Origin of the sequence: Mesorhizobium sp. B2-4-3 (assembly GCF_006442815.1) — a bacterium.
GTDB lineage: Bacteria > Pseudomonadota > Alphaproteobacteria > Rhizobiales > Rhizobiaceae > Mesorhizobium.
In genome coordinates this window covers 63,720-77,553 of sequence record NZ_VFVL01000008.1, presented here as the reverse complement: position 1 = coordinate 77,553, position 13,834 = coordinate 63,720, and the positions used below count along the sequence as shown (strand labels likewise).

The window sequence follows — 13,834 nt, the reverse complement described above, 5'->3', positions numbered from 1 at the left end:
CCCGACAAGACCCCGAACGAAACGGCGATAAGCCCGGAGCTGTTCACCCGCGGCTGGATCTTCATCCGCGGCGTGCCGTCGATGAAGTTCCTGCCGCCGGAAGGACCGCCCGAGATCGCCTTCGCCGGCCGCTCCAATGTCGGCAAGTCGTCGCTGATCAATGCGCTGGTCGGGCACAAGGGCCTGGCGCGCACATCGAACACGCCGGGGCGCACGCAGGAGCTCAACTATTTCGTGCCCGACGGCTTTTCCGGCGAAGGCGCCGACCTGCCGCCGATGGCGCTGGTCGACATGCCGGGCTACGGCTATGCCAGCGCGCCGAAGGACAAGGTCGATGAGTGGACGAAACTCATCTACGAGTATCTGCAGGGCCGCGTGACGCTGAAGCGCGTCTATGTGCTGATCGACGCGCGCCACGGCATCAAGGCCAAGGACGAGGAAGTGCTGACCCTGCTCGACAAGGCGGCGGTGTCCTATCAGGTGGTGCTGACCAAGACCGACAAGATCAAGGCCGCCGGCGTGCCGAGGCTGATCGAGGAGACGCTGGCCAAGATCAAGAAGCGGCCGGCGGCGTTCCCGGTGGTGCTGGCCACCTCGTCGGAAAAAGCCGCCGGGCTGGACGAGCTGCGCGCGGCCATCGCCCTGGTGGCGAACGGCGGATAGAGCGGTTGTCGCCTTGGAGCGAGCCGGCCGCGTGTGGCGCTCCCCCTCACCCAGCCTCCGCTTCGCTCGGCTGACCTCTCCCCGAGGGGAGAGGAGATTGCCGGCGCTGGCGTCAGTCTCTTCTCCCCCCACGGGGAGAAGGTGGCCGCGAAGCGGCCGGATGAGGGGGCTGGCGCGCGCCGCTCAGTCCATCTCGTCGCGTTCGGGCTCACGATCGCGCCGGCCGGTGAGGATCTCGCGCTTGCCGACATGGTTGGGAGCGCCGACCAGCCCTTCCTTCTCCATGCGCTCGACCAGCGAGGCGGCACGGTTGTAGCCGACGCCGAGGCGGCGCTGGATGTAGGAGGTCGAGCATTTCTTGTCGCGCTTGACCACCTTGACCGCTTCCTCATAGAGCGCGTCGCCATCCTCCTCGGCCATCGCGCTTTTGTCGAAAACCGGACCGGCGTCGGCGGCTTCCTCGGCTTCCTCCTCGTCGGCGGTGACGGTGTCGAGATATTCGGGACGTCCCTGAGCCTTGAGATGCGCCACGACCTGCTGGACCTCCAGGTCGGACACGAAGGGGCCATGCACGCGCGAAATGCGGCCGCCGCCGGCCATGTGCAACATGTCGCCCTGGCCGAGCAGCTGCTCGGCGCCCTGCTCGCCGAGGATGGTGCGGCTGTCGATCTTCGACGTCACCTGGAAGGAGATGCGGGTCGGGAAGTTGGCCTTGATGGTGCCGGTGATGACGTCGACGGACGGGCGCTGCGTGGCCATGATCAGATGGATGCCGGCGGCGCGGGCCATCTGCGCCAGCCGCTGGATGGCCCCTTCGATCTCCTTGCCGGCGACCATCATCAGGTCGGCCATCTCGTCGACGATGATGACGATGTAGGGCATGGGCGCGAGGTCGATCGCGCGCTCCTCGAACAGCGGCTCGCCCGTGCCTCTCTCGAAGCCGGCCTGCACCTGCATGGTCACGACCTCGCCCTTGTCACGGGCGCCTGCGGCGCGCTGGTTGTAGCCGTCGATGTTGCGCACGCCGAGGCGCGCCATCTTGCGGTAGCGGTCCTCCATCTCGCGCACCGCCCATTTGAGCGCCGTGACCGCCTTCTTGGGATCGGTGACGACCGGCGTCAGGAGATGCGGGATGCCGTCATAGACCGAGAGCTCCAGCATCTTGGGGTCGACCATGATGAGGCGGCATTCCTGCGGCTTCATCCTGTAGAGCAGCGACAGGATCATGGTGTTGATGGCGACCGACTTGCCGGAGCCGGTGGTGCCGGCCACCAGCAAGTGAGGCATCTTGGCGAGCTCGGCGATGACCGGCTCGCCGCCGATCGTCTTGCCGAGGCCGAGCGCCAGCTTGCAGGAGGTGTTGCGGAAACCGGCCGATCCGATCAGCTCGCGGAAATAGACCGTCTCGCGCGTTTCGTTGGGCAGCTCGATGCCGATGACATTGCGGCCCGGCACCACGGCGACACGCGCCGAGATGGCCGACATGGAACGGGCGATGTCGTCGGCCAATCCGATAACACGGCTGGATTTCACGCCCGGCGCCGGCTCGAACTCGTAGAGCGTGACGACCGGGCCGGGGCGGACATGGATGATCTCGCCCTTGACGCCGAAATCCTCCAGCACGCTTTCGAGCAGGTCGGCGTTCTGCTCCATCCGCTCCTGCGACATGTAGAAGCCCTGACCTTCCGGCGGCATCTGCAGAAGATCCTCGGAGGGAAGCTCGTAACCGGCCATCGCGGATAGCGGCACAACCTCGCCGGCCATGGGCAGCGAAGGCGTCCGCCTGGCCGTCCGTGCGCTCGACTGGGCGGAAACCGGCATGGGCTCGACAGGCGTCGGCTGGACGGCCGCGAAGGCCGGCGTGGACGTCGAGGCAGAGCCGGCATTCGACACGTTGGAGCGCCATTCGATGACCCGGTAAAACGACGTCGCCTCGCTCATGAAGGGGGCATGGGCTTGGCTTGACTGGGCCGCCGGACGATGCGCCGGCGTCGGCTTGACCGGCGGCTGCGCCGAGACGGCCGGCGCCTGACCGGCTTCGTTCAAACGCGCCCGCGCCAGGCGCTCGGCGAGGAAGGGCATGCCGAATTCGAAAAAGGCATGGTCGGAAAGATAGGACCAGCGCAGTCCGCTTGGGCGCGGTTTTGGCGTCGGAGCGGCAGCAGCCTGGGGCGACGCGGCCGGAGGGATTGCGGCTGGGGCAATCGTGGAAGGCGCGCGGATCGGTCTGGTTTGCATCGGCGCTGCGGCGGGAGCGGCTGTGACGGTGGGACTTTTGCGGACCGGAGCGGCCGGGGCCGGTGTCGCGGGCCGGACGGGCTCGGATACCTTGCCATGCGCGGCATCTTCTACCTGCGGGGCGGCGCGCCTGGAGAGATCGGTGTCCGGCGTGCGAGTGAACCGCACATTGGGCGCAAGGAAGAAATAGTCCTGCCATGCCGGGCGGCTGAACTCGCCGCCATCGGCCGATTCGGAGGATGCGGCGCGAGCAGCGCCCGCTTCGCCTGCCGGCGCAACGCGCAACGCGACCACCTGCCCCGGTTGCGCCTGCGGCTGCGAGACCCCACCACGGCGCCCGTCCGCGCCGCGATCGTCTTCGCCGTTATAGGCGGAAGCGCCGGAAGGATTGGCACGGGGAAAACGCATGGATGTCATTCTCGAGACTCGCCGATTGAACGTCTCCCGAGACATAGGAAGCGATGGTTAACAGGTCCTTCCGAAAGTGCCTGCCGGACGATGCCGATCGATATTTTGATAGGGTCGGCGGACGATCTCGACGACGTCGCGTTCAGCCGTCATTGCCCGCGCCCTCAAAGACACGGCGAGGCCCCTCAGCCTTGCTTCGCACGCTTTGCGATCCGCATGCCCGAACGGTCAGGCCGATTGCAACGCCTTTTCCTCAGCAAAGAATTTTTCCGTGGCGTAGGCCTTGAGGAAGACATCGACACCGGAGGTCACGATGTGCTCGATCTCCGCCTGGCTCGGCGCCTTGGTGCGGTAGGAAAAGATGCACTGCCGGAACAGGCCGGCGAGACAGAGCTCGGTGAACTGATAGGCGGCAAGGTCGACATCGTCGATCTTGAGCAGGCCGCGTTCGACAGCTTCATTGAGGAAGGCCATGACCCTGTCATGGCCACGCTTCGGGCCGCGCTCGTAAAACCGCGCGCCGAGCTCAGGTATCCTGTCGGACGCGCCGACCACCGTGCGCTGGGCCTGGATGACCTTGGCCGAGGTGATCTTGACGGAAAGCACGGTGCCAAACTTCACCAGCGTCTTGCGCAGGTCGTCGAAGTGGTCGAGCACCTCATACATGTTCTTGAAGATGGTGCCGCGCTCTTCCTCGATGAGAGCCTCGAACAGCTCTTCCTTGTTCTCGAAATAGACGTAGATCGTGCCCTTGGAGACGCCGGCCTCGCGCGTGATGTCGTTCATCGAGGCGGCTTCAAAACCCTTGTCTATAAAGACGCGGCGGGCGCCCTCGATGATCTGGGCCCGTTTCACAGGATCCTGCCCGGCCGCCGGACGGCCCTTGCGTAAGTCGAGCAGATCGCTATCGGCTGTCGTTTCGACCATGGACGTCATTCCTTAGAAAATATTTCGAACCGCTCGGTTCGATTTCCTCTTGATATGGTCCTCTTTCCGCGCTATGTCAATCACCAATTCGAACCGAACGGTTCAGTCTGACTGACATTCCAGAGAGATAGCCATGTCCTCGAACGCACCCGCCACCGCCGAAGTCCGCACGTTTCCCAACGCCAAGGTCCAGCCCTCGACCGAAGCCCCGGAGGCGCCTGTCCAGCCCGTCACCCCGGTTGCGCCCCCCGCGGCCGACGCGCCCGCCAAGAAGAAGCGCTCCGTGCGCTCTTTCCTTCTGCCGATCATCGGCCTTGCCCTGCTCGGCGCCGGGTCCTGGTACGGATACAACTATTGGACCGACGGCCGCTTCATGATCGCCACCGATGACGCCTATGTCCAGGCCGATATGTCGTTCGTGTCGCCGAAAATATCCGGTTATATCGACAAGGTGCTGGTGAGCGAGAACCAGCAGGTCAAGGCCGGCGATCCGCTGTTCGTCATCGACAATGGCGACTACAAGATCGCGGTCGCCCAGGCCGAGGCGCAGATCGCCACATTGAGCAAGACGCTCGATCGCATCGACGCCCAAACCAAGGCGGCCCAGGCCTCGCTGTCGCAGGCTGAGGCGCAGAAGGTCGCGGACCAGGCCGCCGCCGACAATGCGGCGCGCGCCCAGGTGCGCGCGGCGCAGCTGCTCAAGACCCATGTCGGCACGCAGGCCCAGCTCGACGACGCGCAGACCGCGCTCGACCAGGCCAAGGCGGCGCTTGTCGGCGCCGACGCGCAGATCGCCGCGGCGCAGGCCAATATCGGCGTTCTGGAAGCGCAGCGCGCGGAGCAGGCCTCGACCCTCGCCTCGCTGCAGCTCACACGCGACAAGGCCCAGCGCGACCTGTCCTTCACCGTGCTGAAGGCGCCCTATGACGGCGTCGTCGGCAACCGTTCGGTCGAGCAGGGCGACCTCGTCAGCCCCGGCCAGAAGCTCGCCGTCGTCGTGCCGATGGACAAGCTCTACATCGTCGGCAACTTCAAAGAGACGCAGCTTGGCCGCATGGTGCCCGGCGAGAAGGTCCGCATCACCGTCGACGCGATCGACGGCCAGACTTTCGAAGGCACCGTGTCTTCGCTGGCGCCGGCTTCGGGCGCGGTGTTCTCGCTGCTGCCGCCGGAAAACGCCACCGGCAACTTCACCAAGGTGGTGCAGCGCGTGCCCGTGCGCATCGACGTGCCGGCCGACGTGCTGAAGACCGGCAAGCTGCGCGCGGGCTTAAGCGTCGTCGTGGCGGTCGACAGCCGCACCGCGCCGGCCTCGACGACCAACTGATCGGGGGGCGGTTCGGTGGCCATTTGAGCGCCGGACCGCCCAGCCTGCTTTGTCCGTTTCGACGCAATCCCGGACCGCCACGCGCTTGTCCTTGAATTGTTTATGGAGGCCATGACATGGCAACCGCAACCATCACCGCAGGATCAGCACCGGGACGCCCCGTTGCTGCCGCGCCGGCCCTGCCCGCGGACCATATGCCGGTACGCCGCGTCGTCGCCTTCCTGGCGATGGTGTTCGGCATGTTCATGGCGATCCTCGACATCCAGATCGTCTCGGCCTCGCTGTCGGAAATCCAGGCGGGCCTGAGCGCCAGCTCCGACGAGATCCCGTGGGTGCAGACCGCCTACCTGATCGCCGAGGTGGTGATGATCCCGCTGTCGGGTTTCCTCAGCCGCATGCTGTCGACGCGGGTGCTGTTCACCACCGCGGCGGCCGGCTTCACCGCGGCCAGCGCGCTGGCCGCGACCGCCACCAATATCGACCAGATGATCGTCTACCGCGCCATCCAGGGCTTTATCGGCGGCGGCATGATCCCCAGCGTCTTCGCGGCCGCCTTCACCATTTTCCCGCCTTCGAAGCGCGCCGTCGTCTCGCCGATGATCGGCCTGGTGGCGACCCTGGCGCCGACGATCGGCCCGACGGTGGGCGGCTATATCAGCCACGCCATGTCCTGGCACTGGCTGTTCCTGATCAATGTCGTGCCCGGCATCCTGGTGGCGACGGCGGCCTGGTCGCTGATCGATTTCGACAAGCCCAACCTGAAACTGTTCTCCAAGTTCGACTGGTGGGGCCTCGCCGGCATGGCCGCCTTCCTCGGCTGCATGGAATATGTGCTGGAGGAAGGCCCGAACCATGATTGGCTGCAGGAGCCGGCGGTGTTTGCCTGCGCCATCATCATGACCGTCGGCGGCATCATCTTCTTCTGGCGCGTCTTCACCGCCGAGGAGCCGATCGTCGACCTCAGGGCCTTCAGCAACGTCAACTTCGCCTTCGGCTCGCTGTTCTCCTTCGTCGTCGGCATCGGCCTCTACGGGCTCACCTATCTCTATCCGGTGTTCCTCGGCCGTATCCGCGGCTACGATTCGATGATGATCGGCGAGGCGCTGTTCGTCAGCGGCCTGGCGATGTTCTTCACCGCGCCGGTTGCCGGCATCCTGTCGAACAAGATCGATCTCAGGGTGATGATGATGATCGGCTTCGTCGGCTTCGCCACCGGCACCTGGTGGATGACGAATCTCACCGCCGACTGGGATTTCTATGAGCTGTTGATCCCGCAGATCCTGCGCGGCTGCTCGATGATGCTGTGCATGGTGCCGATCAACAACATCGCGCTCGGCACGCTGCCGCCGGAACGGTTGAAGAACGCGTCGGGCCTGTTCAACCTGACCCGCAACCTCGGCGGCGCCGTCGGCCTCGCGCTCATCAACACGGTGCTGATCGACCGCAACGCTTTCCACTATGCGCGGCTCGCCGAGCATGTGCAGTGGGGCAGTCAGGCGGCGCAGGCCAAGTTGCAGAACATGACGCAGAATTTCGAGCAGACGGCCGGCCTCGACGCCACAAGTGCCGCGGTCTCGAAACTGTCCGGCATGGTGCACCAGCAGGCGGCGCTTTTGTCCTTCATGGACGTGTTCATGATGCTGACCGTGCTGTTCGCCTCGCTCGGATTCTTCGTGCTGTTCATCAACAAGCCGGCCCCGCAGGGCGGAGGTGGCGGCGGAGGCCATTGAGGAGCCGGAACCCCCGCCTGGCTTCCTCAACGCGTGACCCCGGAAATCGGCGACGATTTCCGGGGTCATTCCTTTTGGAGAGATTGAAAGCGACTCTTTGTTTTGACGCAATTCCGGGGCGGAAAACCGCTAGTGGCACTGCACAGGGATTTTGACCGGTCGGCTCCGTTTGCATTGGCAGGTGGCAAGCGTTGGAGATTGGCCGAAACCCCCGTCGCGATCGTCATTCTAGGGCGGAGCAGGAGCGAAGCTCCGTCGCGAAGACCCTGGAATCCATGCCGTTACCTTCGCCAAGGCGTGGAACGGAGCAAAATTCTGCACCGCAGCAACGCTTCCAAGTCACGGAATGGATTCTATGGTCTGCGCCGCGTCGCTTCGCTCCTTGCTCCGCCATAGAATGACGACGTCCGGGCGGCTTCAAGCAATCCCCGGCGTTTGCGCTGATTTCACGGACATGAATGGAAAATCCTGCACCAGGACAAACGGCAGCTTTTCAAAATCCCTGTGTCGGGAAACTAGACACTTTTCCTGGAATTGCTCAGGCGGCGGCCGGCTTGAAGCTCAATGCCACGCCGTTGATGCAATGGCGCAGGCCGGTGGGCGGCGGACCGTCGTCGAAGACATGGCCGAGATGGCCGCCGCAGCGGCGGCAGTGCACCTCGGTGCGGGTCATGCCGAGCGAAGTGTCCTGCGTCTTGCCGATGGCGTTGGCGATCTCCTGGTAGAAGCTCGGCCAGCCGGTACCGGAATCGAATTTGGTCTCCGACGAATAGACCGGCAGGTCGCAGCCGGCGCAGGCGAAGATGCCCTTGCGATGCTCGTTGAGCAGCGGGCTGGTGCCGGGATATTCGGTGCCCTCCTTGCGCAGCACGTCGAAGGCCTCGTCCGAAAGGATGGCATGCCACTCGGCATCGGTCTTGGTGACCTCGAAAGTCTCGGCGGCCAAAGCCGGCTTCGGCCCACCGGCGCGCAGCATCGCTCCGGATCCGACGATGAGAGCGATGGCGGCAGCCCCGCTCCAGAGAAAGTCGCGACGGTTCATGGCCATTCCTCCTGACGCATTTTGCCAAGATAGAGCGCCGCCCGGAAATCAAAAGCCGGTGACGCCCTATCCGTCATGTTGAGCAATTCCAGACGGAAACCGCTTGGCGCCTTCCTGGAATTGCCGCTCCGCGCCCCCTTTCGGGATGGCGCGGAGCACACCCTTGCCGGCGGCGCGGATCTTGAATGATGCGGCCGGCGCTCAGCCATGTCTTCGCCGGCCAGGTCCGCTTTGTTACATCTTCGGCAAGAGAACCTTGTCGATGACGTGAATGACGCCGTTCGACTGGCGGACATCGGCGATGGTGACGTTGGCGACATTGCCGTTCTCGTCGGTGACGGTGACCTTGCCGCCCTTGGCCTTCAGCGTCAGCTCGCAGCCGCCGACCGTCTTGACCTGGTGGGCGCCGCCATCGGCCTTGGCCATCTTGGCGACGTCGGCGGCCAGCGCCTTGGCAGCGATGACATGGCAGGTGAGAACCTTAGTCAGCTTGTCCTTGTTCTCGGGCTTGAGCAGCGTGTCGACCGTGCCGGCGGGCAGCGCCGCGAAGGCCTCGTTGGTCGGCGCGAAAACGGTGAACGGACCGGCGCTCTGTAGCGTGTCGACCAAGCCGGCGGCCTTGACCGCGGCGACCAGCGTGGTGTGGTCCTTCGAATTGACGGCGTTCTCGATGATGTTCTTCTTGGCATACATCGGCGCGCCGCCGACCATCGGATTGGCGGCATAGGCGACGGCGCCGAGCGCCGAAAGGCCGAGCGTAGAAGCGAGCAAAAGGGCGGTGAGTTTACGCATGATGTCAGTCTCCTCGGGTTGTTTCTTCCCGTTCGTGGGAACGAGAGGAGATACGGATGTGAAAACAGTTGGTTTCACGAGCGGCGAGAGATTTTTTCTTCTTTCGATTTATTTCTTTCACACCACCTGTGGCGACAGCGGACTTGCGCCGGCTGCCGAAGGCAAACGATAGACTTTAATTAGTCTTTGATAATATGCCGCCGAAGATCAGATGCCCTTCAGGTCACCCGCGGCGACGACCGGACCGGTCGGCTGGCCGGTCGGCGAACCGCCCGAAGGCTCGAGACTGACGGCGAGCACGGCGCCTTGCGCCAGCTTCTGCTGGACGGCCGGCGTGACCGCCATGCGCGCGGTCGGGCCGGCGGGGATGACGCCCATCGAGACCGGCGCGTTCTTGCCCTCGATCATCCACAATTCGAAATCCTTGCCGGCGCCGCGATCGCCGGAGACCAGCGACAGGCCGACCTCGTGGCGGGCCGCGTCATAGACGGCAAGGTATTTGACGTTGCTGTTGTCGGCGGCGAGTGACGCGACCAGCCTGGTCTCAGGCTGCGGCGCCGGCGGGTTGACGTAAGGCAGGGCGATATAGACGGCCAAGGCGGCAATAGCCGCCGCGGCGAGGCCGCGCCAGAAGGCAAGGCTCGCCCACAGGCCGGCGCTGGGCGCCGTGGACGCGGACGCGGACGACGCGAACAGGCGGCGGTCGATCGTCGCCTTGACCGAAGCCGGCGGCTCGACCGCGGCATAGGCGGCAGCCATCGGCGCGAAGTGGGCTTCCCAGGCATCGACCAGGCGGGCGAACGCCGTCTCGGCGTCGATGCGGCGGGACGCGATCTGGCGTTCGTCGGCCGCCAGAACGCCGAGAACGTATTCGGCGGCGAGCAACTCGTCGCCCCCACGTTCCGGTCCGTTGTCCTCCGCCAGCGTCATCTTTCCAGGCATTCTCTAAGTTTGAGCAGGCTTCGCCGCAGCCAAGTCCGCATCGTGTTCAACGGAACCTTGAAGCGCTCCGCCAGTTCGGCATAGCTTTCGCCGCTCAAATAGGCGCCCCGGACGGCCGCCGCCCGGTCTTGTTCCAGCTCGTCGAGGCAATGGTAGATGCGTTCGGTCTCGCCGCCCGCCACTGCCATGGCCTCGGGTCCCGGCGTCGGATCGGCGACGCCGAGGACCGTATCGATGTTGGCAGAAGGGCTGCGCCGCGCCCGGATGCGATCGATCGCATGGTTGCGCGCAACGGCCACCAGCCAGGAAATCGGGCTCAGATCGGAAACCGCGAAACGATCCGCCTTCGTCCAGATTTTGACGAAGACCTCCTGCAGCGCTTCTTCCGCATCTCCCCTGTCCCTCAACACACGAAGGCAGACACCGAAAAGTTTCGCGCTGGTCTGCTTGTAGAGCAGATCGAACGCTGCCCGGTCCTTCATCGAAGTCCGGACGATCAGCTTGCTGATGTCCTGCGGCGCCATAGCGGCAAATTAGAAGATTGCGATTTAATTGCAACGGGGCGCAGCAAGCGTGTCCACCAGCGGCCATGGGCCGATCCGGCACGGTTCGACGGCCTGCCGCTCGGCATCCAGGCCGCGGGGCGCCCCCGGCGACGAGGAGACGCTGTTGTCCCCCGCCGCGCAGATGGAGAAGCTTTCGGGATGGCTGAAGCGGCGCGCCGCGCTCAAGGTGCCCAGTGGTTCTGCGCAGGGAATTTGAAGAGTTGCCGCTTGTCGACGGGCAAAATTTTCACCGTTCCCCTTCGGTGAAATCACGCAAACGCCGGGGATTGGCGGAAGCCTCCCAACCTCGTCATTCCAGGGCGGAGCAGCCGCGCAGCGGCGTCGCGCAGACCCTGGAATCCATTCCGTGACCCTGATCAAAGAGTGCAGCGGAGCAGAATTCTGCACCGCCGTAGCGCTCGGAAGTCACGGAATGGATTCTCGGGTCTGCGCGCGTCGCTTCGCTCCTTGCTCCGCCCGTGGATGACGAGGTTGGGCCGTTTCGGCGAGTCTTCGAGGCATGCCACCTGCCAACACAAGCACGGCCAACCCTGTCAAAATCACTGCGCTGGGGAATTGGCAGATTTCGTCATTGTGACCGCAAAGCCGTTTGCGGCCTGCGGCAATTCCCGCTAAGACCCCGCCGTCCTTTCCAAGAAGCCGGGAACATATCGATGACGGACATCGCCGCCACCGCCGAAATGCAGGCCGCGCTGCTTTCGCGCGCGCTGCCTTATATGCAGCGCTACGAGAACAAGACGGTGGTGGTGAAATATGGCGGCCATGCCATGGGCGATATCGAGCTCGGCAAGGCATTTGCCCGCGACATCGCGCTGTTGAAGCAATCCGGCGTCAACCCGATCGTCGTGCATGGCGGCGGGCCGCAGATCGGCGCGATGCTCAGCAAGATGGGCATCGAATCCAAGTTCGAGGGCGGCCTGCGCGTCACCGACCAGAAGACGGTCGAGATCGTCGAGATGGTGCTCGCCGGCTCGATCAACAAGGAGATCGTGGCGCTGATCAACGCCGAGGGCGAGTGGGCGATCGGGCTCTGCGGCAAGGACGGCAACATGGTGTTCGCCGAAAAGGCGCGCAAGACCATGATCGACCCGGATTCCAACATCGAGCGGGTGCTCGATCTGGGCTTCGTCGGCGAGCCGGTCGAGGTCGACCGCACGCTGCTCGATCTTCTGGCACGCTCCGAGATGATCCCGGTGCTGGCGCCGGTCGCGCCGGGCCGCGACGGCCACACCTACAACATCAACGCCGACACGTTCGCCGGCGCCATCGCCGGCGCCTGCCGCGCCTCGCGCCTGCTATTCCTCACCGACGTGCCCGGCGTGCTCGACAAGAACAAGAAGCTGATCGACGAGCTGACGGTCGCCGAAGCCAGGGCGCTGATCAAGGACGGCACGGTTTCGGGCGGCATGATCCCGAAGGTCGAGACATGCATCGAGGCGATCGAGCGCGGCGTCGAAGGCGTCGTCATCCTCAACGGCAAGACGCCGCATTCGGTGCTGCTGGAGCTCTTCACCGAGCACGGCGCCGGCACGCTGATCGTTCCGTAAGGAAGGCAAGTTCACCATTTCCATGGAACGGTGAACTGCCATATTCAGCCGGCTAACTTCTTTCTGACGACGCGCGTCGATCTTCAATGATGGGCGCGATGGATTTGCGTGGCTGGCGCCTGACGATCATCGATTCCTCCTCGGCGTCCTGCGGCGCGCCCCAGAACTCGGCTAATGTCGGCCCATCCGTCACGCGGCCGTCGCGGACCAGAAACCCCCAGACTTCGCGGAACCAGACGCGACGCCCCATCTTCGTGTACCAGCGCATCGAATGCCGCTGCTCGGGATCGGGGTGGAAGAGGATGCGCGCCAGCGCCTTCGGCCGCGACTGCACGGCGACCTCGATCAGCTTGACGGCGAAGAACAGCATCCACGGCTTCAGCCGGGTCATGTGCAGAACCTGGTGCTTGTAATCCCACAGGCGCACGTCCTGCTGGATCACCTTGCGGTCGCGGGCGATACGGAAGAACGGCGTCCAGCGATGCGGCGTGACATAGAGCGCCTGGATCTGGTCGGGATCGTAGGCGATGAGCTGGCGGAAGCCGCGCCAGAGATCGCGCAAGGTCTCGTCCTCGAAGCCGGCAACCCAGGTCGCCATCGACAGGATGCCGTGTCGCCTGAGCAGCTGGATCGCCTCGCGGTCGGATTTGGTGCTGCCGCCCTTGCGGATCAGCGACAGCGTCTCCTCGTCGGTGTTCTCCATGCCGAGCAGCCAGCGGATGATGCCGGCCTTGCGGTAGAGGTGGAGGATATCGGCATCGCGCACGATGTCGTCGGCGCGGGTCGAGCCGACGATCAGCACGGGCACGTTCTCGGCGATCATGGCGTCGAGGAAGGCGCGCCAGGCTTTCTTCGAGGAGGTCGGGTTCTCGTCAGCCAGGTTGATCAGCTCGACGCCATGCTCGCGATGGAGCCAGGCTATTTCCCTGGCGAATTTGACCGGATCGCGGTGACGCCAGCGGGTCCAGAAGCCGCGCTGGCCGCAATAGTTGCACAGATGCGGGCGGCCGCGCGAGAACTGCATGACCACGGCCCGCTTGCCGCCCCAATAGGAGTAGCGGCGATGATCGATCAGCTCCCAGCCGACGCGCCAGGCGTCGAGATCGGCGATGGTCATGGCCGCCTGGGTCGCGACGGGAAGCCCGAAATCGTCGCGATAGGCGATGCCGGCAACGCTTGCCGCCGGCTGGCACATCTCGATGGCCTCGACCAGGGCCGTCGCGGTCGCCTCGCCCTCGCCGCGCACGATGAAATCGAAGACGTCGGTCGCGGCCAGGATGTCGCGCCAATGATAGGTCGGGAAGACGCCGCCATAGACGACGATGGCGCCCGGTGCGCGACCCTTGATCATTTCGGCGATGCGCAAGGCGGTCGGATGCGCCGAGGTCGAGCCGGAATGGCCGATGAGAACGACGTCCGGATTGTCGCGCAGGGCATCGTCGACCAGCGCGGCGAGCGGCATCGGCCCGAACTCGGCATCGACCAGCCGGACCTGATGGCCGGAATCGATCAGCGGGCCGCCGATTGCCAGCAGCCCAAGCGGCGGCAAATGATCGTCGGGCACGCGGCTGCCGATGGCCGTGTGCGGCGGATTGATCAGCACGATGTTCATGGCGGACCTCTTGCGTTGGTCCGCTAGTGCTAGTCGGCGA

The 13,834-nt window shown here is 64.8% G+C and carries 11 protein-coding genes; 4 read left to right on the top strand and 7 right to left on the bottom strand.

Annotated elements, in window-relative coordinates; all coding sequences use genetic code 11:
* The first annotated feature begins 27 nt into the window (after positions 1-27).
* A complete protein-coding gene (yihA, locus tag FJ956_RS10785) occupies positions 28-663 on the top strand; it encodes a ribosome biogenesis GTP-binding protein YihA/YsxC (protein ID WP_112098374.1) in 636 nt (211 codons plus the stop codon).
* Between the two features lie 183 nt (positions 664-846).
* Here the strand turns inward: yihA and FJ956_RS10775 are convergent, their stop codons facing one another.
* Complete coding sequence (locus FJ956_RS10775; RefSeq protein ID WP_140681476.1) at positions 847-3,309, bottom strand: DNA translocase FtsK; 2,463 nt, start codon at positions 3,307-3,309, stop codon at positions 847-849.
* A gap of 228 nt (positions 3,310-3,537) precedes the next feature.
* A complete protein-coding gene (locus tag FJ956_RS10770; protein ID WP_140681478.1) occupies positions 3,538-4,236 on the bottom strand; it encodes a TetR/AcrR family transcriptional regulator in 699 nt (232 codons plus the stop codon).
* A gap of 133 nt (positions 4,237-4,369) precedes the next feature.
* On the opposite strand from FJ956_RS10770, the gene FJ956_RS10765 reads away from it, so the two are divergent.
* Together FJ956_RS10765 and FJ956_RS10760 are read left to right on the top strand one after the other, a co-directional pair.
* The gene (locus FJ956_RS10765) at positions 4,370-5,563 is read left to right on the top strand and encodes an HlyD family secretion protein (protein ID WP_140681480.1); all 1,194 of its coding nucleotides are present in this window, start codon (positions 4,370-4,372) and stop codon (positions 5,561-5,563) included.
* A 116-nt stretch (positions 5,564-5,679) separates the two neighbouring features.
* Entirely contained in the window at positions 5,680-7,293 is a 1,614-nt protein-coding gene (locus FJ956_RS10760) for a DHA2 family efflux MFS transporter permease subunit (protein ID WP_140681482.1), read from the top strand.
* Positions 7,294-7,831: 538 nt separating this feature from the next.
* Here FJ956_RS10760 and msrB read toward each other — a convergent pair.
* The 4 genes from msrB to FJ956_RS10740 all read right to left on the bottom strand — a co-directional run bounded on the left by msrB (position 7,832) and on the right by FJ956_RS10740 (position 10,593).
* Positions 7,832-8,335 carry a peptide-methionine (R)-S-oxide reductase MsrB gene (gene msrB / locus FJ956_RS10755; RefSeq protein WP_140681485.1) on the bottom strand — a complete coding sequence of 168 codons (504 nt, stop codon included), beginning with the start codon at positions 8,333-8,335 and terminating at the stop codon, positions 7,832-7,834.
* 234 nt (positions 8,336-8,569) lie between these two features.
* Positions 8,570-9,127, bottom strand: coding sequence for a fasciclin domain-containing protein (locus tag FJ956_RS10750; protein WP_140681487.1), 558 nt, complete (start codon positions 9,125-9,127; stop codon positions 8,570-8,572).
* A 207-nt stretch (positions 9,128-9,334) separates the two neighbouring features.
* Positions 9,335-10,057, bottom strand: a complete 723-nt coding sequence (locus FJ956_RS10745) for an anti-sigma factor (protein ID WP_140681511.1) — start codon at positions 10,055-10,057, stop codon at positions 9,335-9,337.
* Positions 10,054-10,593, bottom strand: a complete 540-nt coding sequence (locus tag FJ956_RS10740; protein WP_140681489.1) for a sigma-70 family RNA polymerase sigma factor — start codon at positions 10,591-10,593, stop codon at positions 10,054-10,056. Before FJ956_RS10740 ends, FJ956_RS10745 begins: the two co-directional genes overlap by 4 nt.
* A gap of 695 nt (positions 10,594-11,288) precedes the next feature.
* Here FJ956_RS10740 and argB point away from each other — a divergent pair.
* Entirely contained in the window at positions 11,289-12,182 is an 894-nt protein-coding gene (gene argB, locus FJ956_RS10735; RefSeq protein ID WP_140681491.1) for an acetylglutamate kinase, read from the top strand.
* Between the two features lie 52 nt (positions 12,183-12,234).
* On the opposite strand, the gene bchE is transcribed toward argB, so the two are convergent.
* Positions 12,235-13,794, bottom strand: coding sequence for a magnesium-protoporphyrin IX monomethyl ester anaerobic oxidative cyclase (gene bchE / locus FJ956_RS10730; protein ID WP_140681493.1), 1,560 nt, complete (start codon positions 13,792-13,794; stop codon positions 12,235-12,237).
* Positions 13,795-13,834: the final 40 nt, after the last annotated feature.

Coding starts and splice junctions, on each gene's coding strand:
- msrB (WP_140681485.1), bottom strand. CDS start 8,335: ATGAACCGTCGCGACTTTCTCTGGAGCGGGGCTGCCGCCATCGCTCTC.
- FJ956_RS10770 (WP_140681478.1), bottom strand. CDS start 4,236: ATGGTCGAAACGACAGCCGATAGCGATCTGCTCGACTTACGCAAGGGC.
- FJ956_RS10765 (WP_140681480.1), top strand. CDS start 4,370: ATGTCCTCGAACGCACCCGCCACCGCCGAAGTCCGCACGTTTCCCAAC.
- argB (WP_140681491.1), top strand. CDS start 11,289: ATGACGGACATCGCCGCCACCGCCGAAATGCAGGCCGCGCTGCTTTCG.
- FJ956_RS10775 (WP_140681476.1), bottom strand. CDS start 3,309: ATGCGTTTTCCCCGTGCCAATCCTTCCGGCGCTTCCGCCTATAACGGC.
- FJ956_RS10760 (WP_140681482.1), top strand. CDS start 5,680: ATGGCAACCGCAACCATCACCGCAGGATCAGCACCGGGACGCCCCGTT.
- FJ956_RS10745 (WP_140681511.1), bottom strand. CDS start 10,057: ATGACGCTGGCGGAGGACAACGGACCGGAACGTGGGGGCGACGAGTTG.
- bchE (WP_140681493.1), bottom strand. CDS start 13,794: ATGAACATCGTGCTGATCAATCCGCCGCACACGGCCATCGGCAGCCGC.
- FJ956_RS10740 (WP_140681489.1), bottom strand. CDS start 10,593: ATGGCGCCGCAGGACATCAGCAAGCTGATCGTCCGGACTTCGATGAAG.
- FJ956_RS10750 (WP_140681487.1), bottom strand. CDS start 9,127: ATGCGTAAACTCACCGCCCTTTTGCTCGCTTCTACGCTCGGCCTTTCG.